Below are 24,964 nucleotides of genomic sequence, written 5' to 3' on the forward strand. Positions count from 1 at the left end.
ATGGCCGGGGTCCATACTGATGCGCGAGCGCAACCACGTTTCTATGGCCTGTCAGATCGATCCATATTGCCGCCCGCCATGCGGCTCTGGGAGGTCTGAGCATTCGGGTGTCTGATGGTGTATCTTTTTCCGCGAGTGGAGCAACCATGCCGCCCCGGCGAAATGGCGAACCCTCTTACCTCGTTGTGGTGCCTATCCTGAGAGAAAAATCAATGACAAAACCGTTTCGAGACCGGCCCCCATCTGTTGATGGAAATCAAAATATCCGAGCGCCGCAGCGAGAGGCGTATGACGCTTTATCCCATTATGCAATCGGAACGATGATACGCGCCTAGCGAGGCCATACGGCGCGCCAAAGTACGCGGCGGCGCGGTGCGAGACGTATGGAACGTTGCGGGATAAAATAAGCAGCGCTAAATGCGCCGATGAGGGTTCCCGCGATGACTGAAAATTCCGGCCTTACAGAGCTTTGCCAGCGAGCGTTGGACGTCGCTGACGTAGCAGGCGTGCGGGCTTCTGCTGAGTCGTTCAGGCGCGCGGTGGTCGGAGATTGCCTGTCGGCGCAGGGCCGTTGGCAGCTCGAAGCCCACCGACAAACACAGGAAATAATCAAGTCGCTGACGGCTAATTCGGCGGCCGAGTCACTGGCGGGCAAGGTGGACTTTACGCACCTATTCCCTTCGTGGAGGGCGCAGGACTGGATCGGTAGCGCAGGCGATCTTTCTGCGCGCCTCGTGGGCCGGGAAAGCGACCGCGTAGTGCGCGATGCGTTGGCGCGCAGTGATGCGAAACACTGGCTGGATTGGTTCTCGCGCTGGCGCAAGCGGCCGGAGATTCAGCGAGTGTTGGCGGCTATGGACCGGCTCGGCTTCACGGTGCTTGCAACCACACAATATGTCGAACAGGTGGCGTCCCTCTCTGACTTGTCCCGCTTGCCTGCTACGGATGGCGTGGCCCTTTCGCTGTTTAAGGCGCAGTGGAGTGACGAAGCGCCAGCGTGGGTGACAACCCGCCTTTTGTGTGAGCTGGTCAACGACCGCCCGTCGTGCCGCGTTGTCGCGCCGAAAAAGCAAACGGAGGCGGCGCGTCAGGTACGGGAAGATGCGAGAGACGCCAAGCTCGCGCGCATCCGGTCCGATCATGAACGCGGGATTCAGATCACCGCCCGCAGCTACGCGGCCGATCTTGCCAAGGAATTCGAGGTGACGCCCGCGTATATCCGCGCACTTCGCAATGAATATCTCCGCTCGAAGTAACGCAACTACTGAGAACAGTACTTGCGTTGTGAGCGCTTGAAGCGCAACTACTGTTTTCGGCCTTTGCAGTCGTTTCGTTTCGGTATCTAGCATTCGCTCCAGCGTCCCGCTTAGTCCATGCGGGCGCATCTGATACAGGAGCGAACATGCCGACACCCAACAAAGCTACACCTGCCGCCCCGCGCCGCATCATCCGTATGCGTGCGCTCTCCCAACGCATCGGTCTGAGCAAGACCGAGATTTACCGGCGCATTCAATCCGGCACGTTCGTCACGCCGCTCAAGCTCGGTGAGCGGTCGATCGGATTCGATGAAGCCGAGGTAGAGGCATGGCTCGCGGCGCTGCCGCGCGTGGAGGGCAAGGAATGACCGCCGCGACGTTTAACGCGCTGGCGGAAGCCAAGGCCCGAATCGCATCGGAGAAGCAAGCGACACGCGCCGCCCAGGCGGCGCTACATGCCGCGAGACTGGACGCGCTCCGCGACCGCTACCGCGATGCCTTCGGGCAGTGTACGGACGGCGAGCGGACAGCCGCCGCGCGTAACCTGTTCGCAGCGGCGGCGATCTTCGAGCGCGACGCACGGCATTTCCCGTCACGCATCAAGAAAGCCATCGCACAAATGGATCTGGCGGTGTTCATGCTGGCGGGAAAGGCGCGGCCGTGAAACCGAGAGCGGCGGCGGCCAATCGGGCGCGGGCGTTGCGGCCCTTCGCTGGAGCAATTCGACGGGCGGTGGCCGAAACCCGGTTTCAGTGCGCGCTGCCGTCGCTTGGGCCGCGTGGCGGGCCGGGGTATACTGGGGACTCGCTGAGACAACAGCGAGCCGGTTTGGCGACCGGAACCCCCAAGGCGGACGAGCCGCCAGCAACGCGGCTATTTTTTCGTCCGTGCGCCTTCGCACGCCTTCAATGGTCGGGCCTTGGTGGGGAGACCTTCGGGTCTGCCGGTTTCCTTGGGGCCGGTTCGCCAACCCTGTCTTGTGCCCGGCCACCCCGTTTGGCGACGGCGGCCGGGTCTCCCACACCTAAGGAGGCCGCGCCATGCGTCCAGTGTTTCCGCACGCCCATATCGGGCAATCGCAATCTCCCCTCGAAATCATCCGTGCTGCGCTCCGCGCCGCCGCACTTGCGCCCAGCGATTCCGCTGCGCTCGATGCGACTGGCGATGCCTTGCGCCGTCTTGCCGAACTGGCCCGCGTGGAGGTGTGCAATGGATAACCGCCAGCACGCCACGCCCGCCGCCGATATCGACACGGCGGTTATACGCCTTGCCGAGCTGGCCGCGCTCACGAACCTGTTTTCCACGGACGAAGTGGCCGCCGCGTTCGGACGCCTCGATGTGCTGGAACGCGTGTCAATCTTCGGCGCGCTCGAAGGCATGGCGAAAGCGGCCCGCGCCGCGCTCGTTCAAGGGCTGGAGGTGTCGCATGGGTAAGCGCGAAGCGTGGGACGAAGCCCCAAGCGTGCGAGAGGCCGCGCTGTACTTCGATGATTGCGCGCGCAAGCTGTACCAGCTCGGCGCACTGTTCGAGGCCGTGTCGTACATGAGCGCCGAATTCACGACCGTTCGAGGGCTGGCGGATGTTGGCGTGCGCCTCTCCGAGGAATGGGCGGCTTCGATGGAAGGCCAGCGCGAGCGGTATAGGTCGGAGGTGCCACATGCGTGAGCTGAACACTCTCAAAAGCGTACTTGATGCAGCCAACAGTACGGCCGGCCGAGCGCTCGAAGGCATGGAGCGAGCCAATACCCTGTTTCTCGCTATCGAGCGGATCGCATCGGCCGACAACGATAGCTTGCTGGCGGAGCTTGCGCGCGAAGGAACCGCAACGCTTGGCGATTACATCGACTCCACCTCATGCGATGCGGGCGATTTTGACGCGGCATGGCGGCGGGCAGTAGCGGAGGAGCTGGCGTGATGAACAACACCACGAACAAGGCCGCCAGCCCCAAGGAAGCCGCTTTCCAAGTTGAACAGACCGCGTATGCCTTGCGGGCGCTGGCGGAGCTTACCGGCGTGCAGCTCGGCGGCGCGGGCGTTGCGGAGTACGGCACGCGGTAGCCGGGGGGGAGCCAAAAGGTTGGCTTGCACCCGGTCAGGACCGCCAGTTCAGTCAGATTTTTATGCGCGCAAGTTTTGGAGGGGGGGAGGGGTCAGAGCTATGGCCGTCTGGCGCCGTTGCCTCTCGCCGTCTGGCGCTTGCTCCTACCTTGTAGCCCGCCAGAGCGATGGCAGCGCGCAAAGACGCCCCGCCGCGCCTCCATTCCGGCGCAGCAGGAAAGCGCCCGCGTGAGGCGCTGGAAATGGGCTTTTAGCGGGGCTTGGCGGCCTTCCTCACTTCGGCCTTGATGTGCTTGGCCCACGCTTCCATCAGCTCGCGCCGCTTGTCGAACAGATCGCCACGGCGGTACGCGCTCTCGGTCTTGTCGCGGATCGCGTGTGCGAGCGCCATCTCCACCACCTCATTGGGAAACGGTGTGCATTCGGCGGCCCAGTCGCGGAACGTCGAGCGGAAGCCGTGAACGGTCAGCTCGCCCCGGCCCATGCGCTCCAGTAGTTGCAGCATCGCCATGTTCGAGAGCGGCCGGCCTTCGCGCCGCCCCTCGAAAATCGGCCCGTCAACGGACGTGGACGGAAGCGCACGCAGCAAGGCGAGCGCCTCAGACGATAGCGGTACGCGGTGCGGCCGCTTCGCCTTCATCCTCTCCGCTGGAACGGTCCAGAGTTGTGCCGACAGGTCGAACTCTCCCGGCCGTGCGCCGATCACTTCGCCTGTCCGCATGGCCGTGAGAATCGCGAACTCCAGCGCCCGCGCCGCCGTCCCCACCATGCGGCGCAGCTCGATTACGAACGCCCCGATATCGGCAAAGGGCAGCGCCGCGTGGTGGTTGGGCTTCTGCACCTTCGACGGGGCCGCCAGCAATTGATCGAGGTGGCCGTTCCAGCGGGCGGGATTCTCGCCTTCGCGCAGGCCGCGCACCTTTGCCCAGTCAAGGATGTTTTCGAGCCGTCCACGCAGGCGCGAGGCGGTCTCATTTTTGGCGAGCCAGATCGGCTCCAGCACGCGCCGTATCAGGTCCGTGTCGATATCGGCGGGCCGCAATGCGCCGATGATCGGGTAAGCGTAGGTGGTCAGCGTGTTCGTCCACTGCTGGGTGTGTTTCGGGTTCACCCATTCGGCGCTGCGCGCGTCAATGTAGGCCGTCGCGCATTGTTTGAACGTCAGCGAGCGGGCCGCGTCGATCTTGCGACGGGCCTTGTCCTGCTTACGCAACACGGACGGATCGTCGCCGCGCGATACCGACGCGCGGTGTTCGTTGCGCGCAGCTCGCGCCGCGTCGAGTGTGAGGCGAGGATACGGGCCGATCTGTATCAGCCCTTCGCGGCCGTCCGGTTTCATGTACCGGAACTGCCAGTACTTCAGACCGTTGGCTTTGATCTGGAGGAACAGGCCGCCGCCATCGCGCAGCCGGTAGGCGCTCGCGCGTGGCTTCGCGTTACGGCATTGCAGGTCGCGTAGAAGGCTTTCGGGCATGGCTGGAAACCCTGAAAAAGTACCCGGAAAAGTACCCGCCAAAAACGGGGATTTTGCGGTATTTTACGGTACTTCTCGGAACTGGGGTTTCGCCGGAAAGCCTTGTGTGTCAAGGGTTGGCGGGGTTTTGTGGGGCTGTCTGAAACGTCGTTCTGGCGGAGGCGGTGAGATTCGAACTCACGGAAGGGTTACCCCTTCGCCGGTTTTCAAGACCGGTGCATTCAACCACTCTGCCACACCTCCGGAGCCGCGCATTGTAACCCGAAATCCGTGCGCGCCGGCAGTCCCCCATTCATCTTGATTTGAGCCTCAGACAGGCTCTTTGAGAAACAGCTCCTGCAGGTCGTTGAGAAACCGCTGACCCAGCTCCGTGGGCACGATCTTCTCGTAGTCGCGCAGGATCAGCCCGCGCTTCTCCGCTTCCTGCAGCGCGGGCTCGATCGTCGTGATCGGCAGGCCGGTGCGTTCCAGGAAGCGATGCACGGGGAAGCCCTCTACGAGCCGCAGCGCATTGAGCATGAACTCGAACGGCAGATCGCGCGCGCTGACTTCGTGCTCTTCCTGGATCGGCTTGCCCGCGCGCGCTTCTTCGATGAACGTAGCCGGGTGCTTGTAGCGCACCTGCCGCACGATGCGGTTCGGGAACGACAGCTTCGAGTGCGCGCCCGCGCCAATGCCCAGGTAATCGCCGAAACGCCAGTAGTTGAGGTTGTGGCGGCTCTGCCGGTTCGGCTGCGCATAGGCCGACACTTCGTACCGGCCATAACCGGCTTCGGCCGTGCGCGCGTGAATCCACTCCTGCATGTCGGCCGACAGATCGTCGTCGGGCACTTCGGGCGGGAACTTCGCGAACAGCGTGTTCGGTTCGAGCGTGAGGTGATAGAGCGACAAATGCGGTGGCGCGAACGAAAGCGCCATATCGATATCGGCCTGGCATTCGGCCAGCGTCTGCTGCGGCAGCGCGAACATCAGGTCCAGATTGAAATTGTCGAACGTGTTTGCCGCAACCTCCACGGCATGCCGCGCCTGCGCGGCGTCGTGAATGCGCCCGAGCGCTTTCAGGTGCGCTTCGTTGAAGCTCTGGATACCCACCGAAAGGCGGTTCACGCCGCTCGCGCGAAATTGCGCGAACTTCGCGGCTTCGAAGGTGCCGGGGTTCGCTTCGAGCGTGATTTCGGCATCGGCGTCGAGCGGCAGCAGCGCGCGCACGTCGGAGAGCAGGCGATCGAGCCCCGCCGCCGAGAGCAAACTGGGCGTGCCCCCGCCGATGAACACCGTGTGCACCTGGCGGCCCCACACGAGCGGCAGCGCGTGTTCGAGGTCGGCGCGCAGCGCGTCGAGGTAGTCGTCTTCGGGAAAGCGCTCGCCTTTCCATTCGTGCGAGTTGAAATCGCAATACGGGCATTTGCGCACGCACCACGGGAAATGCACGTAAAGCGATAGCGGCGGCAGCGAAGTCAGGCGGATGCTGCCAGGCATCGTGAACGACTGGATCACGTCGATGCCGGTGCGATGCTGCTGGCTCACGCTAGCTCCTCCAGCCGCGCGAGCAGTTGCCGCAAGGCGATGGCGCGATGGCTCGATGCGTTCTTCAGCGCGGGATCGAGTTCGGCGGCCGTGGCTTCGAGTCCCGGAAGGTAGAAGTACGGGTCGTAGCCGAAGCCGTTCTCGCCACGCGGCGCGTCGATCACGACGCCGTGCCAGCGGCCTTCGGCGATCAGCGGTTCTGGGTCGTCGGCATGGCGCACGAGCGCAAGCACGCAGTAGTAGTAGGCGCGGTGATCGGCATGCGCCTTGAGGTTTTCGACGAGCAGCGCGTTGTTTGCCGCGTCGCTCTTCTCGCCGCCCGCAAGCTGCGCATAGCGCGCCGAATAGACGCCCGGCGCGCCGCGCAATGCGGGCACGCACAGGCCGGAGTCGTCGGCGAGGGCGGGCAGGCCCGTGAGCTTCGCCGCATGGCGCGCTTTGGCGAGCGCGTTCTCGACGAACGTGATGTGCGGCTCCTCGGCTTCCGGAACATTCAATGCGCCTTGCGGCACGAGTTCGATGCCCGCTGCGCCCAGCAGCGCCGCGAACTCGCGCAGCTTGCCCGCGTTGTTCGAGGCGAGCACGACGCGCGAAAGCGTGGCTACGCCCGGCGTGGCGACGCCCGGCGTAGCCGTATCCGGCGAATTAGCCATGCGCGATCTCCAGCGCGGCCTTCTGCTTTTCGATCAGAGAGACAATGCCGCTTTGCGCGAGATCCAGCAGCGCGTTCAATTCGGTGCGCGAGAATGCTGCGCCCTCGGCGGTGCCTTGTACTTCGACCATTCCGCCGGAGCCGGTCATCACGACGTTCATGTCGGTGTCGCACTGCGAGTCTTCGTCATAGTCGAGGTCGAGCACCGGCACGCCTTCGTACATGCCTACCGAGATCGCCGCCACGTAGTCGGTGATCGGCGAACGCTCGACGCGGCCCGTCGCGAGCAGTTTCGTGACGGCGTCGTGCGCCGCCACGAACGCGCCCGTGATGCTGGCCGTGCGCGTGCCGCCATCGGCTTGCAGCACGTCGCAGTCGAGATTGATGGTGCGCGCGCCGAGCAATTCGAGGTCGAACACGGCGCGCATCGCACGGCCGATCAGGCGCTGGATTTCCTGGGTGCGGCCAGTCTGCTTGCCGCGCGCGGCTTCGCGGTCGCTGCGCGTATGGGTGGCGCGCGGCAGCATGCCGTATTCGGCGGTGAGCCAGCCCTGGCCCTTGTCGCGCAGGAACGGCGGCACGCTTTCGGAGACGCTCGCGGTGCACAGCACCTTGGTGTCGCCGAATTCGACCAGGACCGAACCTTCGGCGTGCTTCGTGTAATGGCGGGTGATGCGGACGTCGCGAAGCTGGTCGGCGGTGCGGCCGGAGGGGCGCTGGATGGATTGGGTCATCGTCGGGCGTGCACGAGGGCACGAAACAGGAAGGGGAAACCGTAATTTTACCGTCTTCGCACGGCAGGCGATGGGCGCGCACCAGGGGCCGGGCGTGGGGCCCGCTGCGCGCGGCGGTGGCGTTGCCAAAAATGGGATAATAGGGGTTCTCCGCCCCGCGCGTTATTGCCAGCACGACAGCCAGCACGAAACCACGCCGGGCGCCTCGATTCCTCTTGTCGTGGCCCGCGCTTTTCACGAAGCGCTCGGCCATGGCTTTATCGCGAGACGAACCATGATTTACAGCATGACCGGCTATGCCAGCGCCACGCGCGAACTCGTCGCGGCATCGGGCACGGGCGGCGCCAGTGTTTCCGTCGAACTGCGCACCGTGAATTCGCGTTTTCTCGACCTGAACTTCCGCATGCCCGAAGACGTGCGCGTGTGCGAGCCCACGCTGCGCGAAATGCTGATGACAAAGCTCTCGCGCGGCAAGGTCGATATCCGCATCAACATCCAGCGCAGCGAACAGGCTGCCAGCGCGGGCGCGCTCAACCGCGATGCGCTCGAACAGCTCGCGACGCTCGAGCGCGCCGTGCTCGAAGCGTTTCCCGAGTCGGGCCGTCTGCGCACCGGCGAGATTTTGCGCTGGCCGGGCGTGCTTGCGGAAAGCGGCGTGGCGCCCGAAGTGCTGCGCGACGCGGTGCTCGGCTGCGGCAAGCAGGCCATCGCCGACCTGATCGACGTGCGTGCGCGCGAAGGCGCGCAACTCGCGAACATGCTGCTCGCGAACGTCACGGAAATGGAGTCGATCGTCGCGAAGATCACGCCGCTCGTGCCGGACTTGATCGTCAAGCATCAGCAGAAGATCGTCGAGCGCTTGCAGGAAGCGCTCGGCATTGCCGCGCCGGAAAGCGCGAACGGCAACGGCACGATCGGCAATGTTACGCGCGAGGAAATTTCCGAGCGCATCCGCCAGGAAGTGACGATGTACGGCATCCGCATCGACATCGCTGAAGAACTCTCGCGCCTCACCGCGCATCTGGGCGAAACGCGTCATGTGATCGAGAAGGGCGGCCGCGTGGGCAAGCGTCTGGACTTCATGATGCAAGAGCTCAATCGCGAAGCGAATACGCTCGGCTCGAAGGCGGCCGCGAAGGAACTCGCCGATGCCTCGATGACGCTCAAGCTCCTCATCGAGCAGATGCGCGAGCAGGTGCAGAACCTCGAATAAACATGGCGTGCCGCGCGTTTATGGAAACTCAGGGCAACGCGGCAAAGGTAGCAACTCAACAGCCATTCAGGAAGCAACGAATATGATCGACCAATCCAGCAGCCAGAGCAGCCATAGCGGCGGCAAGGCAGAAACGAAACCGCGCAATCCGTACGCGGGCGTCTATCCGGGCAATCTTTTCATGGTGGTGGCACCGTCGGGCGCGGGCAAGTCCACGCTCGTGAACGCGCTGCTCGCCGAAGACAGCGCGATCCGTTTGTCGATTTCGTACACCACGCGCGCACCGCGCTCGAAGGAGCGTGACGGCGAGCACTATCACTTCACGAGCGTCGACGATTTTCTCTCGCGTCATGCCGACGACGAGTTTCTCGAAAGCGCGGAAGTGCATGGCAACTACTACGCCACGTCGCGCGTGTGGATCGAAGAGCAGATGAAAATCGGCCATGACGTGCTGCTCGAAATCGACTGGCAGGGTGCGCAACAGGTGAAGAAGCGGTTTCGCAATGCCGTGGAAATTTTCATCCTGCCGCCGTCGCTCGATGCGCTTGCCGAGCGCCTGAAAAAGCGCGGCGAAGACGAGCCCAATGTCATCACGCGACGCCTGCTTGCAGCGGGTAGCGAGATGGCGCACGCGAGCGAAGCGGAGTATGTCGTGATCAACGAGAACTTCGATCGTGCGCTGCAGGAATTGCGCAATATCGTGAGCGCAACGCGTCTGCGCTTTGCGTCGCAATACGCGCGGCACACCGAGCTATTCGTGCAGCTCGGTATCCACCAGCCGCAGCCCGGCGCATCGGGCACATAAGGTAGAATAAGAACCTGCTGAAATGGGAAGGAACCCGACATGGCCCGCATCACCGTCGAAGACTGTCTGAAACAAATTCCGAATCGCTTCGAACTGGCGCTCGCTGCAACGTATCGCGCACGCCAGCTCGCCCAAGGCCACACGCCGAAGATCGAAAGCCGCGACAAGCCTACTGTCGTCGCGCTGCGCGAGATCGCGGCTGGCCAGGTCGGTCTGGAAATGCTGAAAAAGGTGCCCGTCTAACGGTGCGCCGCACAGTTGCACGTGGGACAACGCAGTACACTGTAGTACCCATTCGTCATGTAATTCGCGCCGGGCATCGCGCACCGCGCGCAAACCGTCAACGCCAGACCTGATACGGAGGGGAACATGAGCACCACGCCCTCGCCGGCCACCGAGGTGGACCAGGAAGCCGAGACTGCCAGCCCTGCGCGCAATTACATCGACGCGGTCCTCGAACAGTCGTTTCGTCATCTGTTCGGGCCGACCGCCACACCGGAGCAGCCTCGCAAGCACGGTGTCGTTTCCATCGCCAATCTGACCGCAGCGCTTTCCGGCTACCTCACGCCCGAGGAAATCAAGGAAGTCAAAGCGGCGTTTCACTTCAGCGATGAAGCCCACCTCGGGCAATATCGTCAGAGTGGCGAACCCTATATCACCCATCCCGTTGCCGTCGCGGAAATCTGCGCCGGCTGGAAGCTCGACGCCCAGTCGATCCAGGCAGCGCTGCTGCACGACGTGATGGAAGACCAGGGCGTGACCAAGACCGAGCTCGCCGAGCGTTTCGGTCCGAAGGTCGCGGAACTGGTCGACGGCCTGTCGAAACTCGACAAGATGGAGTTTCGCAATCGCGAAGAAGCGCAGGCGGAAAACTTCCGCAAGATGCTGCTCGCGATGGCGCGCGACGTGCGCGTGATTCTCGTGAAGCTCGCCGACCGCCTGCACAATATGCGCACGCTTGGCGCGGTTCCGCCCGAGAAGCGCCGCCGCGTGGCGCGCGAGACCATCGACATCTACGCGCCCATCGCGCATCGCCTTGGCCTGAACAATACCTATCGCGAGCTGCAGGACCTGAGCTTCGCGAACTTCAATCCGAATCGCTACGCCACGCTCGAAAAAGCGGTGAAGGCCGCGCGCGGCAATCGCCGCGAGGTGGTGAGCAAGATTCTGGAATCAGTGCAGCGCGCGATCGCCGACGCGAAGATCGACGCGGAGGTCACCGGCCGCGAGAAAACCATCTTCAGCATCTACAAGAAGATGCGCGACAAGCAATTGTCGTTCTCGCAGGTGCTCGACGTGTACGGTTTTCGCGTGGTGGTGGACTCGCCGCTCGAGTGCTACACCTGCATCGGCGCGCTGCATGCGCTCTACAAGCCCGTGCCGGGCAAGTTCAAGGACTACATCGCCATTCCGAAAGTGAACGGCTATCAGTCCCTGCACACCACGCTGGTGGGTCCGTTCGGCGCGCCCATCGAGTTCCAGGTGCGCACGCGCAAGATGCACGAAGTCGCCGAAGCAGGCGTGGCGGCGCACTGGCTCTACAAGAACGGCAGCGCCGATCTCAACGACGTCCAGAAGCGCGCGCACCAGTGGCTCAAGTCGCTGCTCGATATCCAGAGCGAGGTGGGCGACTCCAGCGAGTTCCTCGAACACGTCAAGATCGACCTGTTCCCTGATGCCGTCTATGTGTTCACGCCGAAGTCGAAGATCATGGCGCTGCCGCGCGGCGCCACGGCGCTCGACTTCGCGTATTCGATCCACAGCGACTTGGGCAACCAGTGCGTCGCCGTGAAGATCAACAACGAACTGCTGCCGCTGCGCACGGAATTGAAGAGCGGCGACATCGTCGAGGTGATCACCGCGCCGTATTCGAAGCCGAATCCCGCATGGCTCGGTTTCGTGCGCACCGGCAAGGCGCGCTCGGCCATTCGTCACTATCTGAAGACGATGCGGCTCACGGAGTCGGTGCAGCTTGGCGAGCGTCTCGTCGACCAGGCGCTCAAGGGCTATGGCTACCAGCTTGCGGATGTCACGCCGGAAGTGTGGGAAAAGCTGGTCCTGTGGACCGGCAACAAGAATCGCCAGGAGATCTTCGCGGACATCGGCCTCGGCCGGCGCGTGGCGGCGGTCATGGCCAAGCGCATCGAAGTGCTGATCAGCGGCCAGGACGCCGACGATGACGATCACCAGCATCCGCAGCGCGACGCGAGCGCGCCGCATGCGCCGCCCGTGGTCATCACCGGCACCGAGGGCATGTCGGTGCAGCTTTCGGCCTGCTGCCGCCCGATTCCGGGCGACGACATCATGGGCTATATCGGCATCGGCCTCGGCATGGCGATTCACACCACCGACTGCCGTGTCGCTCAGCGTATTCACCGGCGCGATCCGGGCCGCTGGATCGACGTGGCGTGGGCGCCGCAACCGGGGCGTCTTTTCGACGTTGCCGTTAAGGTGCTCGTGAAGAACACGAAGGGCGTATTCGCCCGCGTGGCCGCCGACATTACGTCCGCAGACGCCAACATCGTGCATATCGCCATGGACGACGACCTCGCGCAGGAATCCAACTTCCTGCGCTTCGTAATCCAGGTGAGCGACCGTGTGCACCTCGCGAACGTCATGCGTCGCGTGCGCACGAATCCGGACGTCATGCGTATCACGCGCGAGCGTCCCAGCGACGAAGGGCACCATCGCCACGAGGGTGGCATGCGCATCGAGCGCGAGCGCGCCGATTATTGACGGCGCTGGCAGCCTCTGAGTGGGCGCTGCCTGCACACACCTCGTGCCTGACGCGGCCCGCGCCGTGCTCTGTTTCAACCGGAAACGAGGCAAAGCAATGAACGTAGCTGACTTGACCGGCCTCGCGCTCGATTACTGGGTGGCGCGCAGCCTGCCGGACTTCGTGCGGGAGATCTATTTCACGGATAGCGGCGAGACCGTCGCGGTGCGCGGCAGCGACCGCGGCCGGCCGTGGGACGGGCGCTTCGAGCCATCCACGTCGTGGGAGGCCGCTGGCGTGGTGCTCGATCGCGCCCGGTGTTTCGAGCTAAGCGATTCGCACGAACCGCAGACCGATGAACCGGCGCGCTGCGTGGCACAGTTCGAGGGCAGTCCCCGCAAAGGCAAAGTCGAAGCGCGCGGTGCCACGACGCGTGAGGCCCTGCTGCGCGCGTTCGTTAAGAGCCGTTTTGGCGACACGGTGGAGGAGGTGCTGCGACGGCCACAGGCCGTGCTGGGCACGACTATGGCGCCAGTGGGAGCGCCGAGTGCGATTGGCGACGTGGATGACCTGCCGCGCCCGGATGCACAGATCGGCGATATTGGCGCGGCCCCGCGCTGAACGAACGCCCGTAAAAGCAATGAGCAAGGCACAAAAACAAAGGGCCTTCCTGATTCAGGAAGGCCCTTCGAGAGGTGGCGCGGCTGGCAGGATTCGAACCCACGACCCCTTGGTTCGTAGCCAAGTACTCTATCCAACTGAGCTACAGCCGCACGCTAAAAACGATACTACTTACTGCAGTGTACTGCTTGAGGTTTGCACCGGTCAGGCTTGGGCAAAACTCGCAAAAAGGTGGCGCGGCTGGCAGGATTCGAACCCACGACCCCTTGGTTCGTAGCCAAGTACTCTATCCAACTGAGCTACAGCCGCACGCAGAAGTGAGATTATAGCAACCTTTTTAAAAAAGGGAAGACCCTTATCGCGATTTGTTGGCGGGCGCGCTTCGTGTAACCTGAGAGGAAGGGCGCAGGTCCGAAGTGGGGCCCCTCGTTAGAGTCCGCAGTTGGGCCCGAAGCTGCTGCAAGCAACGTGTAGTGAACCGAACCATCATGAACAAGGCATTTGTCAAAGAATCGACTGACAACGACGACGACGATCTCGAAGCCGGTCATCCCGAAATTCCTGCGGGTACCAAGAACTACATCACGCCCGCCGGCTATGAACGCATGCGCAGCGAACTGCTGCATCTGATCGACGAGGCGCGGCCCGAGGTGGTCAAGCTCGTGTCGTGGGCCGCTTCGAACGGCGACCGCTCGGAGAACGGCGATTACATCTACGGCAAGCGCAGACTGCGCGAAATCGACCGGCGCATTCGCTTTTTGACCAAGCGGCTCGATCTGGCCGAGGTGGTGGACAGCAGCCGCCAGGAAAGCGTGGATCAGGTGTTCTTCGGCGCGACCGTCGATTACGGCACCGAGGATGGCGAATCTCATACGGTCACGATAGTGGGTATCGACGAGGTTGATCTCGACCAGGGCCACGTGAGCTGGGTATCGCCGATTGCGCGCGCGCTCCTGAAGGCACGAATCGGCGACCAGGTAACGCTGCACACGCCTGCCGGGCCTGAGCCGGTCGACGTGCTGGACGTGCGATATCCCGCGCCGGGAGCGTAAAGCCTCGCGCAGAAATGAAAAAAGGCGCCGCAAGCGGCGCCTTTTAGCTGCACAGCAGGCCCGTGAGGCCTGCGCGGTGCTGCTTAGAAGCGGTGACGCATACCAACCGTCACAGCGACCTGGTCTTGACGGGTCGAAGCCGAGCCCAGACCGTTCAGGTAAGCGCCGATACCTTCCTGGTTCGACGACACGTGTTGCCAGTCGCCTTGCAGGTAGATGTCCGTGCGCTTCGACAGTGCGTAGTCCGACTGCAGTGCGACCGTGTTGTAGTTCGGGTTCACGCCGCCGCCGAAGTTCGCACGGGTGTACGTGTACGCGCCAGCCAGGCTCAGTGCCGGGGTCAGAGCGTAACGGACGTTGCCTTCGAAGTTCTGGAAGCGTGCGCTGTTGCCGCCCATCCCGATGCCGTTCTTCGTACCCGACTGCGTGGGCGAAATGCCAATCGCGTTGCCCAGTTGCGTCTGCGTGTAGACGAAGCCAGCCGTTGCCGGGCCGAACGTGTAGTTCACGCCGCCACCGAACGTGCTTTGACGGCCTGCTGCGAACGTGTATTCACCCGTTTGCGCGCCCGAGTTGCCAACGCCCAGTGCCAGGTTGTTGATGTCGTTGTTCATGTGCAGGTAGCCGGCTGCAACGTTCAGGCCACCCCAGTTGTACGACGCACCAACGCTGTATGCGCGGTTGTTTGCGAATTCGCTGCTGTTCGAGAACGAGTACGTGCCGCCGAACTTGAAGCCAGCGTAGTTCACGCTCGAGTACTTGATCGTGTTGTTCAGACGAACCGAGTTGTTCAGGTTGTCGTTGTCATACGGGTGCGCTGCGATCGTGCCGCCGTATTGCGTGCCGGTGTTCGACAGCGGAGCAAGGTAGTCGACCACGGAGTCGTACTGACGACCGAGGGTGACCGCGCCGAACTGGTCGCTTGCCAGACCGACGAACGCTTGACGACCGAACATGCGGCCCGACTGACTAGCCGTGCCGTTCATGATGTTGAAGCCGTTTTCCAACGTGAAGATTGCCTTCAGGCCGCCGCCGAGGTCTTCAGCACCGCGCAGGCCCCAACGGCTGCCGTTGACCGTGCCGCTCGATGCCTTAAACAGGCTGTGGCCACCGGAGTTGTTTGCGTAGGTGATGCCGGCGTCGATCAGGCCGTACAGCGTCACGCTGCTTTGCGCATGCGCAGCCGTTGCAAAAACGCCCGTGAGGGCAGCGACCATGAGAGTCTTTTTCATCTTTGTAAACTCCGAGAACAGAGATGGGTTTCGTTGAACCCTGTTTGGGAAACCGTCCACGCGATGAGCAGCGAGAGGCAATACTCGCGTGGCGCGTTAATCCGTCGATGTCGGTTTCCAGACAGGCAGAGTGTAGAGAGGCTGTTCGGAAAGATGGCGTTCCGATTCACGCAATAAAGTATTGCGAAATCTGAAATGATGCGGAGATTCGCGTTAAGCCTTGCCGGTTGGGGCTTTCAGCGGGGATTGAGATTGGCGGGGGTGGAGTGTCAACCGAACGGCGTTGTGCGATCGCTACACCAATTGCTGGTGAAAAACAACGCAAATTCGGTCGGTCGCGATTATTGCCGCCCGCGTAACAGATGATTGTGTGCGGCAGCGTTAATGGATCCGCAGCGGAGTGGCTATACTTCAATAGCTGCTTTTCGAAGTGGCCTTTTTCGTTGACGAAAAAGATCTCCAAACCTTTGTCGGCGCGGCTACTTGCCGCGCTCTTTTTTTGCGCCAGTCTCCCGGCGTCATTCTCCATGTGGCCCCGCTGAACCCCTATCTGCTGGGCTCTTCGGGCGGCTCCGACTGCAAGCTCCAGTCTTCCATTACATAGTGCCGGGCGTCCATAGGGGAACACAGCAGGTTGTGCCAATGGTCGCCGTGCCACGAACCGTACGCCTCGAACTCGCCAGCCGCTCCGCTTTCCGGACCGGCGCCGTCGATCTGTACGAGCCAATGAAACCACCGTCGCAATACCGTCAGCATGGTCGCCTCCCATTGCACGCTAACGACACACATCATGAATTGAATGTATTACTCGAACAACCGGTAAAAACACTTACGTTTGAGACGAATTGTTACATCTGAGGTAGCTTTTCCCGATTCGGCGCCGGCCTTCCATAAGAAGTAAAAAAAGTCATGTTCAAGGTAATTCATTTCTTATGCATATATATTTGCATGCTTTTTGATGCCCGCTGGTTTATCACTGAAATGGGATTGCTGTTATAAAAAATTCGCTTGACGGTCGATTGACGTTCCCCGTATAACGACCATTCTGAATTTCCTTTCAGCTTCAAATCCATTGTGGAGTGCAGAGAGGCGAGTCAGTTGGCGTTCGGCGCGTGGATATTGTCCGCGTCATTTTATTTTTAGGGAAACTGAAAGATGGAAACCGGTATTGTCAAATGGTTCAATGATGCGAAGGGCTTTGGCTTCATCACGTCCGACGCCGGCGGCGACGACCTGTTCGCACACTTCTCGGAGATCCGTGCGGACGGCTTCAAGTCGCTGAAGGAGAACCAGCGCGTCTCGTTCGAAGTCAAGGTCGGCCCGAAGGGCAAGCAGGCGGCAAACATTCAGCCCCTGTAAGCACGGCACGCGAGCGGGACTGCGCGCCTGCTCCCCGCGACAGACAGCCCTGGTGCCCCCAGGGCTTTTTTGTTTCGGCGTGCAAAGAGCGCGTAATAATATTGCGCGCCTTTATGAAGTCCATGCATTTGGCGGGAAAACCCCAATTCAAAAGATTCGCCAAAAATGCAATTAAATCGCACCGCCATGAAAGCCGCCGCGGCGTAAACACCCTGCGCGCCTCGCCCAAACGGTGCATACTTAGCCGATTTTCCCACTTCGTCTTACTGCTTCACCATGTCCGACACCATTTTGAGCGCCGAATTGCCGTCCGGCGACGTTCCGCTGGTTTTCGTGGATCTTGAAACGACAGGTGGTTCGGTGGGCGAACACCGCATCACCGAAGTCGGGGTCGTCGAGGTGAAGGATGGGCAGGCCACGCGGTGGAGTTCGCTGGTCGATCCCCAGCAAGCAATCCCCCCCTTTATTCAGCAGCTCACTGGCATCACAGACGCTATGGTCCGCGGAGCGCCGACGTTTGCCGAAATTGCGCCCGCGCTGTTCGAGCGGCTCTCGGGCCGGCTTTTCGTCGCGCACAACGCGAGTTTCGATCGTGGTTTTCTGCGTGCGGAGTTCGAGCGCGCGGGCTTTACGTTCAATCCCGATGTACTGTGCACGGTACGCCTGTCGCGTGCGCTATTTCCGGCCGAGAAGCGTCACGGTCTCGATGCGCTGGTGGAGCGTCACGCGCTCGTGCCGGCCGACCGCCATCGCGCGCTCGCCGACGCCGATCTGCTCTGGCAATTCTGGCAGCGCCTGCCGGGGCTCGTGCCCGAGGAGATGCTCGCTGCACAGGTGGAGCGGCTGACGCGCCGGCATCGTCTCGCGGGCGATATCACCGACGATCTCATCGATACTGCCCCGGCGGGTCATGGCGTCTACGCATTTTTCGGCGAAAGCGACGTGCCGCTTTATGTCGGCCGCAGTGTTCGCGTGCGGCAGCGCGTACGTTCGCATTTGTCGGGCGAACGGCGATCGTCACGCGAGCAGCGCATGGCGCAGCAGATCCGGCGCGTGGAATGGCAGGCGACCGGCGGGGAACTCGGTGCGCTCTTCGTCGAAGCGCGATGGATCGCGCAATTGCGGCCGTCGTTCAACCGCATGCCGCGTGTCTCGAAGCAAGATCCAGCGGGAGCGCCCTGGCCGTTCGACGGCGCCGTGCTGGTAGAGGAGCACGATGCCACGCAGGGCCAGCCCGTCTTGCACGTTATTGATCGCTGGTGCTATCTCGGCGCGGTGGCGAGCGCGGCGCAGGCGGCGGGTCTCGTGGCGGCGTCGGCCGCTGCCGATGCGCCGTTCGAACTTTCGACGTGGCGCATTTTGCAGAGCCGCCTCGAAAAGGGCTTGCGCGTGTTGCCTTTGCAGGACCGGGTTGCCGACGGGCTGACGAACGCAGTCTGAGTGGCTTGAGCTTTGAGCGCGGACGTCGGAGCGCTTAAGCCATGCCGCCTACGCCGCCGCCCTCGCAGACATGGCCGAGCGCCCGTATCATCGCCTCGGCGCGCGTCGAGTCGTAACGCGTCAATTCCTTCCAGTTTGCGACTGCGCGCGCCACGCGCGCAGGGCAGTCGTCTGCGGCGCGCGTGGGCTGTACGCGCGCGAGTGCGCCGATGAGCCGCGCCGTAAGGCGATCGAGTTGCGGACGTGTGACCGTCGCGAGATCCGGCGCCGGACCGGCGGGCGCTTGCGACGATTGCCAGCTTTTGAAAAGCGCTTGCTGCACTTGCGTGCTTGCATCGATCTGGTCGCGGAAGAAGGTGCGGGCGAACGCCGGATCGACGCCGGCGGCCGCAGCGCGTTTCTGCACGTCGGCGAGCAGTGCGTTTTCACGCGGCGTATCCGTAATCGGCTTATGGTTGAGCCATTTCCAGTGTGCAACGGGCTCGGCCAGCGAGAGGCGCTGCGAGACGAGCGCAACGAGGTTGGTGAGCGCCGTATCGTCGCCGTCGGCGCGTGCCGAGGCAGCCGGCAACATGACGAGAAGTGCGGCGGCGCAGGACGCGAATGCACGAAAAGCGGATTTCATTGCGAAAGGGTGGCCGGCTGGCCGAAGAGGAAAAAGCGAAGGATAGCCGGTTATGAGGCGCTTGCTGGCCGCAGTTGCCGCAAACGTTTTCAATGCCGCAGAAAATAATCCGGGTTGTCGGTGCGATAGCGCACAAACGGCGCACAAGATGAACCGCGCACGTGCGTTGCGTCCAACGCGCGTGCGTCAGGCGAGTCGAGACTCTCCGTTTCGCGCACAACCAAATACGTGCATCATCATTTCGATAGTGCGTTCGAAAGCGCGCAGGGACCCCCGGCAATGCCTGCACGGGGTCGCCGTCTGCCTTGCACGTCTAGCGCGAGTGCGAGTGCGCTGCTCCGTCACTTCTGTTCGTGTGCCTTGCGTTGCTCGTCGAGAAATGCGCGCACGTGTGCGGGCAATTCATCGCCGAGAAACTCGACGGCCACCGGTTCCGGATCCGGGCTGAATACTTGGTCCGGGGTCGGAATCCTTGGCGGTTTGGCGTCCATGATCTTTCTCCTATGTAAGGCAATTATCTGGCTCCGCCCTTCAATCGCGCTAGTGCCGGCCAACGCAAAGGAGCTTTTCCGGCGTGCCTGTTGCTTTATTTGCACATCGGGACAACTTATTAACTGCTCGGGAATATAATTATTCGGCTGCACTCCATCGACGTTCGAGTGCCGCCTGAATTCGCGGCTCACGACCGTGCCGGTCCAGTCGTTGCGCTCGCGGCGCGCGGCTTCGTCCCTGACTATCCCTGATTGCCCTGGCCCCCGGCCGCACTGGCGCGGCGGCGTTCTGGGAGCGCGGCAAGCATCGGTGTGCGTTGCTTGCCGCCTTACGTCCGCGTCTCCGGTCAAGTCCGCTACCTGTCTATATCGGCCGATTATCGGGCGACCTTGATCGCCGAAACTTAAGCAGAATTAAAACGGTGTAAGCGTTCGTTTCTGGCGAATGCATCCGCTCCCATGTGTATTTTTGCGGCGGATTATTGTCAAAACTCGCCCTCATCATGATCGACGGTGTGCGGTCAGGATTGCACCGGCGCCGGAACCTGCTGCACATGAGCATGGTTCGCCGGTAAGGCGCGCACATTCACCTGGCCGTGAATGCGAGCCTGATGACCGTCGGCGAACATGTAATAAGGGAACGGGCGTGCCGGCTCGGACGCCGCATCGAGGCGCGCGACGAGTTCGGGTGCGAGCGTGAAGCCGAGCGCGCCAAGCGATTCCTCGAGCTGCGCGGTCTTCGTCGCCCCGACGATGATGCTGGTCACGCCTCGCTTCTGATAAAGCCAGTTCAAGGCCACCTGGGCCATCGGCCGGCCGGCTTCAAGTGCAACACGCTCCAGTTCGCCGACTATGGCGAAGTTGCGTGGGGAAAGCTTGTCGAAGCCGGGCGGCGGTTTCGGGCCCACGGTCTGCAGTCGGCCCGCGCCCGCTGCGGCGACGAGGCCCGACGTGGCGTCCGTGCCCGATTGCGAAGGCCGGTATTTACCTGATAGCACGCCCATGCCGAGCGGACTCCAGGGCACGAGCCCCATGCCAAGCTGCGTTGCCAGATCGGCGAACTCGTTCTCTGCATTGCGTTCGATTAGCGAGTATTCGAGCTGCATCGCCGCGACCGGCTCGAAGCCGCGCCAGTCTGCGAGCGTCTGCGTGCGGCCCGCGTACCAGGCCGGCACGTCGGAGAGCCCCACGTAGCGGATCTTGCCGGCGCGCACGGCGTCGTCCATGGCGCGCATGACTTCGTCGGCGGGCGTCATGCGGTCCCACGTGTGCAGGTAATAGAGATCGATATAGTCGGTGCCGAGGCGTTTGAGCGAGCCATCGAGCGCGCGCAGCAGGTTCTTGCGATGATTGCCGCCCGCATTGGGATTTCCCGTTTGCGCGTTGTACGAATACTTGGTGGCGATCACGAGCTGGTCGCGCAGACCGCGTGCGGCGGTGAAGCGTCCGACCCAGGTTTCGCTCGTGCCCTCGGTATAGAGGTCGGCGGTATCGATGAAGTTGCCGCCGACGTCGACATAGAGGTCGAAGAGGCGGCGCGCGGTGGCTTCGTCCGCGCCCCAGCCCCATTCGGTACCGAAGGTCATCGTGCCGAGAGCGATCGGGCTGACGCGCAGGCCCGAGCGGCCGAGCAGGGTGTAGGTGTCGAGTTTCATGGCGAGTGTCCAGTTTCGCGGGTTTCGCGCAAAAGCGCGCGGGTGAGGGAAGTACAGAGTCATCTTGCGCCCGATGATTTTGTGGAAAAATCGGGTTCATCTGAAATGACTGTGAAGCCACGCTTCACAATATTCGTCATGGAGGCGAGATGGATCCGATGATTCCCGTCACGCCAGGCACATCCGCTCTCGCCGCGCGCCTGCCTGCGTTGCTGGCGGTCGCGGCTGTTGCGCGTCACGGCAGCTTCACGCGTGCGGCCCTCGCTTGCGGGTTGTCGACATCGGCGCTTTCGCAAAGCGTGCGCGCGCTCGAGGCGCAACTCGGCGTGCGGCTCTTCAACCGCACGACGCGTCGCGTGGCGCTGACCGAAGCGGGGGCGCAGTTTGTTGCGCGCGTGCAGCCCGCACTCACGCAGATCGAGTCGGCATTCGATGCGCTCGACGCTTCGCGCGATCAACCCGCCGGCACGTTGCGCATCAATCTACCGCGGGTCGCGAACGAGTTGCTCGTGCTCCCGCATCTCGCGGAATTCATGGAGCGGCATCCGCAGATCCGGCTCGAACTCGCGCTCGACGACGCTTTTGCGGATCTGGTGGGCGAGGGTTTCGATGCGGGCATCCGGCTCGGTGAATCGCTCGCGCCGGGCATGGTGGCGGTGCCGATCGGCGGGCCGATTCGCATCGTCGTGGTCGGTGCGCCAGCCTATTTCAGGCGCCACGCGCCTCCAGCCACCCCTGACGATCTCGCCGCTCACGACTGCCTGCACTATCGTTTCGCGACGGGTGGCGTCTACCGGTGGGAGTTCGCTCGGCCCGATGAGCCGCAGCGCGTGTTCGACACACTCACACAAGGGCGTTTCGTGACCAACGATCTACGGACAATGGTTCGTGCCGCTGAGGAGGGTGTGGGCTTGCTGCATGTGATCGAGGACTACGTGCGTGCGCCATTGGACAGCGGACGCCTCGTGCCCGTGCTTCGGGAGTCCTTGTCTAGTATGGCGTGGATGGTGGTTCATAGTTGTGTATGCCCCCAAACGTGCCCCCAATTTTCATTGATGCCCCCCGATCTATTAGTGGCTTATGGCCATGTTGCGAAATGGCAACAATGACGGAGTTCCGCTCTATGTCTTTTGACGCGCTTACTGTGTGATCGCGAGGCTGTGTTTTTATACAGTATAATTGTCGCGTTTCTGATAGCAGCGGGGATGCTTGATGATGACCACGTCGTTGATCGAAATCCGCACGTTTGACAGCCCCGAAGAGATTCGGGAGCTTCCGAACTTTCTCGAAGATAACCCCATCACCGTAGCCAGCTACAAGCGGCTGATCGGTGACTACAACTTCGGAGAGGAAGTAAGTTGCTGCTTCGAAAAGGACAACGGAAACCTTTGTCGAGAGGGGCATAAGCGAGGATGGGTCGCCGAATTGCTCGATGGATCAGTGACCATTATTGGCAACCACTGCGCAGAGACAAGATTTGGCGCTGACTCGCGTCTAATCGCAGATGGTAATCGATACCTCACTGAAAAGCGCCGCCGCGCTCGGCTGGCAGGAATACTTAGCCAGATTGCGGAAAAGGTGCAGCGTCTTGGCCGATTGGGTCGATTGCGCGCAGACTTGAAGAGTCTCGAAGAGCGCATTCAGACTTTTACCGGGGAGTTGAGCCCAACGATCTTGCGACGCATGACGGATATGGCTCGGACAGGACAAACCGTGGTGACCTTTACGGCAGTGAAGGTCCGAGAATACCGCGACGAGGACGGTAAGCTAAAACATGAGCGGAGCCCCTTTCAGCAGTCATTGGGTGCACTTAATGCACTAGAGCTTATCCGGCGGCCATCGTTCTTCACAATCTACGATGCAATCAAGGACGTTGAGCGGGCTCATGAAGAGGCTGAGCAGCTTGGCCCCAAGCCTAAGATTTCGGAAGTCGACACACTGGCCAACCGCTTGAACGATTACGACCGCATCCTCAAGGATGGGAGCCGTTTGCTTGATCTTGAGCAGGTCTTCTTTTCAAACAATTTCTTGCTGCTTTGTTTTCTTGAAGCCGACAAAACTGAGCGGTTTAAGGCCGCAAGAATCGCCATGCGTCGCTCCGGGATTGCGGGCGGCAAGGACGAGGCCAAAGCATGGCTCGCAGACCAGGAAAAAGAGATCAAGCGGCAACTCGGTATTGATGCGATTGAAATACGATAAAAGCATGTGAGCGGAGACGTGCGCGGTCTTGTCGAATGATGTTTATTGCCGACCGCGCATCGCGCCGGTAGTCGTTTTGATGGGCCTTTTGCCCGCGCCAGGTATCGCTTTCTGCACGTTCGCGATGAACGTTTTCACGTCTGTCACCGCGTAGATTGGGCGATAGTCGCCGAACGTAAGACGGTTCTCTTTTCCGTTGAACCGATATTTGAGCCGCCACTTCTTCGAGCCGCTCGGCATCAATTCCAGATAGAGACCCCCGCCGTCGAACAGCTTGTTGTTGCCGTCCGGATTGTGTTTGGTCTGCTTGCACTTCGCGTCAGTCAGCGCGGTCGTCTTCGCCATGCCTGCTCCCCGTTCGTTCCTAGCGCCGTGCCCCCATGATTTTTGGGTGTGCCCCCGGCATTGCCCCCAATTCTATGAGATGGGGTGAGGAAGAAAGGGATCGAATGAAACAAAAAACCCGCGCAATCCGAAGACTGGCGCGGGTTTTTAGACTGCGTGATACTGCTTGAGAATTCTTTTGGTGCCGGAAAGAGGAATCGAACCCCCGACCTTCGCATTACGAATGCGCTGCTCTACCGTCTGAGCTATTCCGGCCGCACATCAGAGAAGGAAAATTATAGGAAATATTGCTGGGCTATGCAAGCCCTTTTTTCCAATCTTTTTATTTCTTCGCTTCCTGATGGTATCGGGTCACACGCTCGACCTCGTTTTTCGAGCCGAGGAACACGGCCACGCGCTCGTGCAGGCTCTTCGGCTGGATGTCGAGGATGCGCTGCTCGCCGTTGGTCGCCATGCCGCCCGCCTGCTCGACGATGAACGACATCGGGTTCGCTTCGTACATCAGACGCAGCTTGCCGGGCTTCGACGGATCGCGGCGGTCGGCCGGGTACATGAAGATGCCGCCGCGGCTCAGGATACGGTGCACGTCGGCGACCATCGAGGCAATCCAGCGCATGTTGAAGTTCTCGCCGCGCGGGCCGTCCTTGCCCGCGTTCAGCTCGCCAACATACTGCTGCACCGGCTCGTACCAGTGGCGCGCGTTCGATGCGTTGATCGCGTATTCGCGCGTGTCCTCCGGAATGCGCATGTTGCTCTGCGTGAGCACCCACGAGCCGAGCTCGCGGTCGAGCGTGAAGCAGTTCACGCCGTTGCCGGTCGTGAGCACGAGCACGGTTTGCGGGCCGTAGACCGCGTAGCCCGCCGCGACTTGCTGCACCCCGGGCTGCAGGAACGAGGCTTCGGTGGCCTGCTGGCCGTCCGGGCAGCGCAGTACCGAGAAGATCGTGCCGATCGAGACGTTCACGTCGATGTTCGACGAGCCGTCGAGCGGGTCGAACACGAGCAGATATTCGCCCTTCGGATAATTGGCCGGGATCGGGAAAAAGGTTTCCATTTCCTCGGACGCCATGGCCGCGAGGTTGCCGCCCCATTCGTTGGCGTCGAGCAGGATTTCGTTCGACAGAATGTCGAGGTTCTTCTGCACTTCGCCCTGGACGTTTTCGCTGCCGGCGGTGCCGAGCGCGTCACCGAGGGCGCCCTTGCTGACGTTGTAGCTGATCGCCTTGCACGCGCGCGCGACAACTTCGATCAGCAGACGCAGATCGGCGGGCAGGTTGCGGTGCTCGCGCTGCTGCTCGATCAGGTATTTCGTGAGTGTGGTACGACGGTGCAAAGCCATTTCAGTACTCCAGATGCGCTTGGGAATAGCGCAATTCTACCTGTTGGACGGGGCGCGGCCCGCCTGGTCAATCCGGAAAATAAGCGAGATCGGCTCGGGACATGCGTCGGGCGGAAATTCGGCCGGGGAATCGACGGGGGAATCGTGCGGAAAAATAATGCAGAAAAAAT

29 protein-coding genes and 4 tRNA genes are annotated in these 24,964 nt (G+C 61.9%); 17 read left to right on the forward strand and 16 right to left on the reverse strand.

Going from position 1 to position 24,964, the window contains the following annotated elements:
* The first annotated feature begins 440 nt into the window (after nucleotides 1–440).
* The 7 genes from NH14_RS14200 to NH14_RS14230 all read left to right on the forward strand — a co-directional run bounded on the left by NH14_RS14200 (nucleotide 441) and on the right by NH14_RS14230 (nucleotide 3,315).
* The gene (locus NH14_RS14200) at nucleotides 441–1,256 is read left to right on the forward strand and encodes a hypothetical protein (RefSeq protein ID WP_152617071.1); all 816 of its coding nucleotides are present in this window, start codon (nucleotides 441–443) and stop codon (nucleotides 1,254–1,256) included.
* 146 nt (nucleotides 1,257–1,402) lie between these two features.
* Entirely contained in the window at nucleotides 1,403–1,624 is a 222-nt protein-coding gene (locus tag NH14_RS14205; RefSeq protein WP_035522342.1) for a helix-turn-helix transcriptional regulator, read from the forward strand.
* A complete protein-coding gene (locus NH14_RS14210; protein ID WP_052147825.1) occupies nucleotides 1,621–1,920 on the forward strand; it encodes a hypothetical protein in 300 nt (99 codons plus the stop codon). The genes NH14_RS14205 and NH14_RS14210 overlap by 4 nt, the downstream gene beginning before the upstream one ends.
* 545 nt (nucleotides 1,921–2,465) lie before the next feature.
* Entirely contained in the window at nucleotides 2,466–2,690 is a 225-nt protein-coding gene (locus tag NH14_RS14215; protein WP_035522346.1) for a hypothetical protein, read from the forward strand.
* The gene (locus NH14_RS14220) at nucleotides 2,683–2,922 is read left to right on the forward strand and encodes a hypothetical protein (RefSeq protein ID WP_035522348.1); all 240 of its coding nucleotides are present in this window, start codon (nucleotides 2,683–2,685) and stop codon (nucleotides 2,920–2,922) included. Before NH14_RS14215 ends, NH14_RS14220 begins: the two co-directional genes overlap by 8 nt.
* A complete protein-coding gene (locus tag NH14_RS14225) occupies nucleotides 2,915–3,172 on the forward strand; it encodes a hypothetical protein (RefSeq protein WP_035522351.1) in 258 nt (85 codons plus the stop codon). Before NH14_RS14220 ends, NH14_RS14225 begins: the two co-directional genes overlap by 8 nt.
* Nucleotides 3,172–3,315 (forward strand): hypothetical protein, encoded by a 144-nt coding sequence (locus tag NH14_RS14230; protein ID WP_161790828.1) that lies wholly within the window; start codon nucleotides 3,172–3,174, stop codon nucleotides 3,313–3,315. Before NH14_RS14225 ends, NH14_RS14230 begins: the two co-directional genes overlap by 1 nt.
* A 250-nt stretch (nucleotides 3,316–3,565) precedes the next feature.
* On the opposite strand, the gene NH14_RS14235 is transcribed toward NH14_RS14230, so the two are convergent.
* The 5 genes from NH14_RS14235 to rph all read right to left on the reverse strand — a co-directional run bounded on the left by NH14_RS14235 (nucleotide 3,566) and on the right by rph (nucleotide 7,702).
* Nucleotides 3,566–4,831 carry a tyrosine-type recombinase/integrase gene (locus NH14_RS14235; protein WP_237179627.1) on the reverse strand — a complete coding sequence of 422 codons (1,266 nt, stop codon included), beginning with the start codon at nucleotides 4,829–4,831 and terminating at the stop codon, nucleotides 3,566–3,568.
* Between the two features lie 111 nt (nucleotides 4,832–4,942).
* Nucleotides 4,943–5,032 (reverse strand) — tRNA-Ser (locus NH14_RS14240).
* A 66-nt stretch (nucleotides 5,033–5,098) separates the two neighbouring features.
* Nucleotides 5,099–6,268: a radical SAM family heme chaperone HemW gene (gene hemW, locus NH14_RS14245; RefSeq protein ID WP_202031671.1), complete on the reverse strand. Its 1,170-nt coding sequence runs from the start codon at nucleotides 6,266–6,268 to the stop codon at nucleotides 5,099–5,101.
* A 44-nt stretch (nucleotides 6,269–6,312) separates the two neighbouring features.
* Nucleotides 6,313–6,969 carry an RdgB/HAM1 family non-canonical purine NTP pyrophosphatase gene (gene rdgB, locus NH14_RS14250; protein WP_035522360.1) on the reverse strand — a complete coding sequence of 219 codons (657 nt, stop codon included), beginning with the start codon at nucleotides 6,967–6,969 and terminating at the stop codon, nucleotides 6,313–6,315.
* Nucleotides 6,962–7,702 carry a ribonuclease PH gene (rph, locus tag NH14_RS14255; protein ID WP_035522362.1) on the reverse strand — a complete coding sequence of 247 codons (741 nt, stop codon included), beginning with the start codon at nucleotides 7,700–7,702 and terminating at the stop codon, nucleotides 6,962–6,964. The genes rdgB and rph overlap by 8 nt, the downstream gene beginning before the upstream one ends.
* 274 nt (nucleotides 7,703–7,976) lie before the next feature.
* On the opposite strand from rph, the gene NH14_RS14260 reads away from it, so the two are divergent.
* The 5 genes from NH14_RS14260 to NH14_RS14280 all read left to right on the forward strand — a co-directional run bounded on the left by NH14_RS14260 (nucleotide 7,977) and on the right by NH14_RS14280 (nucleotide 13,057).
* Complete coding sequence (locus NH14_RS14260; protein WP_035522364.1) at nucleotides 7,977–8,915, forward strand: YicC/YloC family endoribonuclease; 939 nt, start codon at nucleotides 7,977–7,979, stop codon at nucleotides 8,913–8,915.
* Nucleotides 8,916–8,997: 82 nt separating this feature from the next.
* Entirely contained in the window at nucleotides 8,998–9,720 is a 723-nt protein-coding gene (gene gmk / locus NH14_RS14265; protein ID WP_035522367.1) for a guanylate kinase, read from the forward strand.
* A gap of 39 nt (nucleotides 9,721–9,759) precedes the next feature.
* Nucleotides 9,760–9,963, forward strand: coding sequence for a DNA-directed RNA polymerase subunit omega (gene rpoZ / locus NH14_RS14270; protein ID WP_006400783.1), 204 nt, complete (start codon nucleotides 9,760–9,762; stop codon nucleotides 9,961–9,963).
* Between the two features lie 126 nt (nucleotides 9,964–10,089).
* Nucleotides 10,090–12,456 carry a RelA/SpoT family protein gene (locus tag NH14_RS14275; protein WP_035522370.1) on the forward strand — a complete coding sequence of 789 codons (2,367 nt, stop codon included), beginning with the start codon at nucleotides 10,090–10,092 and terminating at the stop codon, nucleotides 12,454–12,456.
* A gap of 97 nt (nucleotides 12,457–12,553) precedes the next feature.
* Nucleotides 12,554–13,057 (forward strand): phage protein NinX family protein, encoded by a 504-nt coding sequence (locus NH14_RS14280; RefSeq protein ID WP_035522373.1) that lies wholly within the window; start codon nucleotides 12,554–12,556, stop codon nucleotides 13,055–13,057.
* Nucleotides 13,058–13,132: 75 nt separating this feature from the next.
* Here NH14_RS14280 and NH14_RS14285 read toward each other — a convergent pair.
* Both NH14_RS14285 and NH14_RS14290 read right to left on the reverse strand, forming a co-directional pair.
* Nucleotides 13,133–13,209 (reverse strand) — tRNA-Arg (locus NH14_RS14285).
* An 80-nt stretch (nucleotides 13,210–13,289) separates the two neighbouring features.
* Nucleotides 13,290–13,366: transfer RNA gene (locus NH14_RS14290), tRNA-Arg, on the reverse strand.
* Nucleotides 13,367–13,545: 179 nt separating this feature from the next.
* Here NH14_RS14290 and greB point away from each other — a divergent pair.
* Complete coding sequence (gene greB / locus NH14_RS14295; RefSeq protein WP_035522376.1) at nucleotides 13,546–14,109, forward strand: transcription elongation factor GreB; 564 nt, start codon at nucleotides 13,546–13,548, stop codon at nucleotides 14,107–14,109.
* Nucleotides 14,110–14,192: 83 nt separating this feature from the next.
* On the opposite strand, the gene NH14_RS14300 is transcribed toward greB, so the two are convergent.
* The 3 genes from NH14_RS14300 to NH14_RS33490 all read right to left on the reverse strand — a co-directional run bounded on the left by NH14_RS14300 (nucleotide 14,193) and on the right by NH14_RS33490 (nucleotide 16,097).
* Nucleotides 14,193–15,341 carry a porin gene (locus tag NH14_RS14300; protein ID WP_035522380.1) on the reverse strand — a complete coding sequence of 383 codons (1,149 nt, stop codon included), beginning with the start codon at nucleotides 15,339–15,341 and terminating at the stop codon, nucleotides 14,193–14,195.
* 166 nt (nucleotides 15,342–15,507) lie between these two features.
* Nucleotides 15,508–15,870: a hypothetical protein gene (locus NH14_RS14305; protein ID WP_152617072.1), complete on the reverse strand. Its 363-nt coding sequence runs from the start codon at nucleotides 15,868–15,870 to the stop codon at nucleotides 15,508–15,510.
* A 17-nt stretch (nucleotides 15,871–15,887) separates the two neighbouring features.
* Nucleotides 15,888–16,097 carry a hypothetical protein gene (locus NH14_RS33490; RefSeq protein ID WP_052147852.1) on the reverse strand — a complete coding sequence of 70 codons (210 nt, stop codon included), beginning with the start codon at nucleotides 16,095–16,097 and terminating at the stop codon, nucleotides 15,888–15,890.
* Between the two features lie 399 nt (nucleotides 16,098–16,496).
* Between NH14_RS33490 and NH14_RS14315 the strand changes: the two genes are divergently transcribed.
* On the forward strand, nucleotides 16,497–16,700 hold the full coding sequence (locus NH14_RS14315; RefSeq protein ID WP_035522383.1) for a cold-shock protein: 204 nt from the start codon (nucleotides 16,497–16,499) through the stop codon (nucleotides 16,698–16,700).
* 276 nt (nucleotides 16,701–16,976) lie between these two features.
* On the forward strand, nucleotides 16,977–18,140 hold the full coding sequence (locus tag NH14_RS14320) for an exonuclease domain-containing protein (RefSeq protein ID WP_035522386.1): 1,164 nt from the start codon (nucleotides 16,977–16,979) through the stop codon (nucleotides 18,138–18,140).
* A gap of 34 nt (nucleotides 18,141–18,174) precedes the next feature.
* Here NH14_RS14320 and NH14_RS14325 read toward each other — a convergent pair whose 3' ends face one another.
* From NH14_RS14325 to NH14_RS14335, 3 genes are all read right to left on the reverse strand, one after another.
* Complete coding sequence (locus NH14_RS14325) at nucleotides 18,175–18,765, reverse strand: chorismate mutase (RefSeq protein WP_035522388.1); 591 nt, start codon at nucleotides 18,763–18,765, stop codon at nucleotides 18,175–18,177.
* Between the two features lie 341 nt (nucleotides 18,766–19,106).
* Nucleotides 19,107–19,256, reverse strand: coding sequence for a hypothetical protein (locus NH14_RS14330; protein ID WP_027795377.1), 150 nt, complete (start codon nucleotides 19,254–19,256; stop codon nucleotides 19,107–19,109).
* 521 nt (nucleotides 19,257–19,777) lie between these two features.
* Nucleotides 19,778–20,911, reverse strand: a complete 1,134-nt coding sequence (locus tag NH14_RS14335) for an aldo/keto reductase (RefSeq protein WP_035522389.1) — start codon at nucleotides 20,909–20,911, stop codon at nucleotides 19,778–19,780.
* A 149-nt stretch (nucleotides 20,912–21,060) separates the two neighbouring features.
* On the opposite strand from NH14_RS14335, the gene NH14_RS14340 reads away from it, so the two are divergent.
* Both NH14_RS14340 and NH14_RS14345 read left to right on the forward strand, forming a co-directional pair.
* Nucleotides 21,061–22,020 carry a LysR family transcriptional regulator gene (locus tag NH14_RS14340; protein WP_052147826.1) on the forward strand — a complete coding sequence of 320 codons (960 nt, stop codon included), beginning with the start codon at nucleotides 21,061–21,063 and terminating at the stop codon, nucleotides 22,018–22,020.
* Between the two features lie 103 nt (nucleotides 22,021–22,123).
* Nucleotides 22,124–23,110 (forward strand): hypothetical protein, encoded by a 987-nt coding sequence (locus NH14_RS14345; RefSeq protein ID WP_084225089.1) that lies wholly within the window; start codon nucleotides 22,124–22,126, stop codon nucleotides 23,108–23,110.
* A gap of 42 nt (nucleotides 23,111–23,152) precedes the next feature.
* Here the strand turns inward: NH14_RS14345 and NH14_RS14350 are convergent, their stop codons facing one another.
* The 3 genes from NH14_RS14350 to NH14_RS14360 all read right to left on the reverse strand — a co-directional run bounded on the left by NH14_RS14350 (nucleotide 23,153) and on the right by NH14_RS14360 (nucleotide 24,794).
* Entirely contained in the window at nucleotides 23,153–23,455 is a 303-nt protein-coding gene (locus tag NH14_RS14350; RefSeq protein ID WP_052147828.1) for an Arm DNA-binding domain-containing protein, read from the reverse strand.
* 179 nt (nucleotides 23,456–23,634) lie between these two features.
* Nucleotides 23,635–23,710, reverse strand: a tRNA-Thr gene (locus tag NH14_RS14355).
* Between the two features lie 67 nt (nucleotides 23,711–23,777).
* Nucleotides 23,778–24,794 (reverse strand): class 1 fructose-bisphosphatase, encoded by a 1,017-nt coding sequence (locus NH14_RS14360; RefSeq protein ID WP_035522391.1) that lies wholly within the window; start codon nucleotides 24,792–24,794, stop codon nucleotides 23,778–23,780.
* Nucleotides 24,795–24,964 lie beyond the last annotated feature (170 nt).

Source organism: Paraburkholderia sacchari, assembly GCF_000785435.2.
Taxonomy (GTDB): Bacteria; Pseudomonadota; Gammaproteobacteria; order Burkholderiales; family Burkholderiaceae; genus Paraburkholderia; species Paraburkholderia sacchari.

Excerpts from the sequence above, each read along its gene's own strand:
- NH14_RS14200 (WP_152617071.1), top strand. The coding sequence starts at position 441 with ATGACTGAAAATTCCGGCCTTACAGAGCTTTGCCAGCGAGCGTTGGAC.
- NH14_RS14205 (WP_035522342.1), top strand. The coding sequence starts at position 1,403 with ATGCCGACACCCAACAAAGCTACACCTGCCGCCCCGCGCCGCATCATC.
- NH14_RS14210 (WP_052147825.1), top strand. The coding sequence starts at position 1,621 with ATGACCGCCGCGACGTTTAACGCGCTGGCGGAAGCCAAGGCCCGAATC.
- NH14_RS14215 (WP_035522346.1), top strand. The coding sequence starts at position 2,466 with ATGGATAACCGCCAGCACGCCACGCCCGCCGCCGATATCGACACGGCG.
- NH14_RS14220 (WP_035522348.1), top strand. The coding sequence starts at position 2,683 with ATGGGTAAGCGCGAAGCGTGGGACGAAGCCCCAAGCGTGCGAGAGGCC.
- NH14_RS14225 (WP_035522351.1), top strand. The coding sequence starts at position 2,915 with ATGCGTGAGCTGAACACTCTCAAAAGCGTACTTGATGCAGCCAACAGT.
- NH14_RS14230 (WP_161790828.1), top strand. The coding sequence starts at position 3,172 with ATGAACAACACCACGAACAAGGCCGCCAGCCCCAAGGAAGCCGCTTTC.
- hemW (WP_202031671.1), bottom strand. The coding sequence starts at position 6,268 with ATGCCTGGCAGCATCCGCCTGACTTCGCTGCCGCCGCTATCGCTTTAC.
- rdgB (WP_035522360.1), bottom strand. The coding sequence starts at position 6,969 with ATGGCTAATTCGCCGGATACGGCTACGCCGGGCGTCGCCACGCCGGGC.
- rph (WP_035522362.1), bottom strand. The coding sequence starts at position 7,702 with ATGACCCAATCCATCCAGCGCCCCTCCGGCCGCACCGCCGACCAGCTT.
- NH14_RS14260 (WP_035522364.1), top strand. The coding sequence starts at position 7,977 with ATGATTTACAGCATGACCGGCTATGCCAGCGCCACGCGCGAACTCGTC.
- gmk (WP_035522367.1), top strand. The coding sequence starts at position 8,998 with ATGATCGACCAATCCAGCAGCCAGAGCAGCCATAGCGGCGGCAAGGCA.
- rpoZ (WP_006400783.1), top strand. The coding sequence starts at position 9,760 with ATGGCCCGCATCACCGTCGAAGACTGTCTGAAACAAATTCCGAATCGC.
- NH14_RS14275 (WP_035522370.1), top strand. The coding sequence starts at position 10,090 with ATGAGCACCACGCCCTCGCCGGCCACCGAGGTGGACCAGGAAGCCGAG.
- NH14_RS14280 (WP_035522373.1), top strand. The coding sequence starts at position 12,554 with ATGAACGTAGCTGACTTGACCGGCCTCGCGCTCGATTACTGGGTGGCG.
- greB (WP_035522376.1), top strand. The coding sequence starts at position 13,546 with ATGAACAAGGCATTTGTCAAAGAATCGACTGACAACGACGACGACGAT.
- NH14_RS14300 (WP_035522380.1), bottom strand. The coding sequence starts at position 15,341 with ATGAAAAAGACTCTCATGGTCGCTGCCCTCACGGGCGTTTTTGCAACG.
- NH14_RS14305 (WP_152617072.1), bottom strand. The coding sequence starts at position 15,870 with ATGGAGAATGACGCCGGGAGACTGGCGCAAAAAAAGAGCGCGGCAAGT.
- NH14_RS33490 (WP_052147852.1), bottom strand. The coding sequence starts at position 16,097 with ATGCTGACGGTATTGCGACGGTGGTTTCATTGGCTCGTACAGATCGAC.
- NH14_RS14315 (WP_035522383.1), top strand. The coding sequence starts at position 16,497 with ATGGAAACCGGTATTGTCAAATGGTTCAATGATGCGAAGGGCTTTGGC.
- NH14_RS14320 (WP_035522386.1), top strand. The coding sequence starts at position 16,977 with ATGTCCGACACCATTTTGAGCGCCGAATTGCCGTCCGGCGACGTTCCG.
- NH14_RS14325 (WP_035522388.1), bottom strand. The coding sequence starts at position 18,765 with ATGAAATCCGCTTTTCGTGCATTCGCGTCCTGCGCCGCCGCACTTCTC.
- NH14_RS14330 (WP_027795377.1), bottom strand. The coding sequence starts at position 19,256 with ATGGACGCCAAACCGCCAAGGATTCCGACCCCGGACCAAGTATTCAGC.
- NH14_RS14335 (WP_035522389.1), bottom strand. The coding sequence starts at position 20,911 with ATGAAACTCGACACCTACACCCTGCTCGGCCGCTCGGGCCTGCGCGTC.
- NH14_RS14340 (WP_052147826.1), top strand. The coding sequence starts at position 21,061 with ATGGATCCGATGATTCCCGTCACGCCAGGCACATCCGCTCTCGCCGCG.
- NH14_RS14345 (WP_084225089.1), top strand. The coding sequence starts at position 22,124 with ATGATGACCACGTCGTTGATCGAAATCCGCACGTTTGACAGCCCCGAA.
- NH14_RS14350 (WP_052147828.1), bottom strand. The coding sequence starts at position 23,455 with ATGGCGAAGACGACCGCGCTGACTGACGCGAAGTGCAAGCAGACCAAA.
- NH14_RS14360 (WP_035522391.1), bottom strand. The coding sequence starts at position 24,794 with ATGGCTTTGCACCGTCGTACCACACTCACGAAATACCTGATCGAGCAG.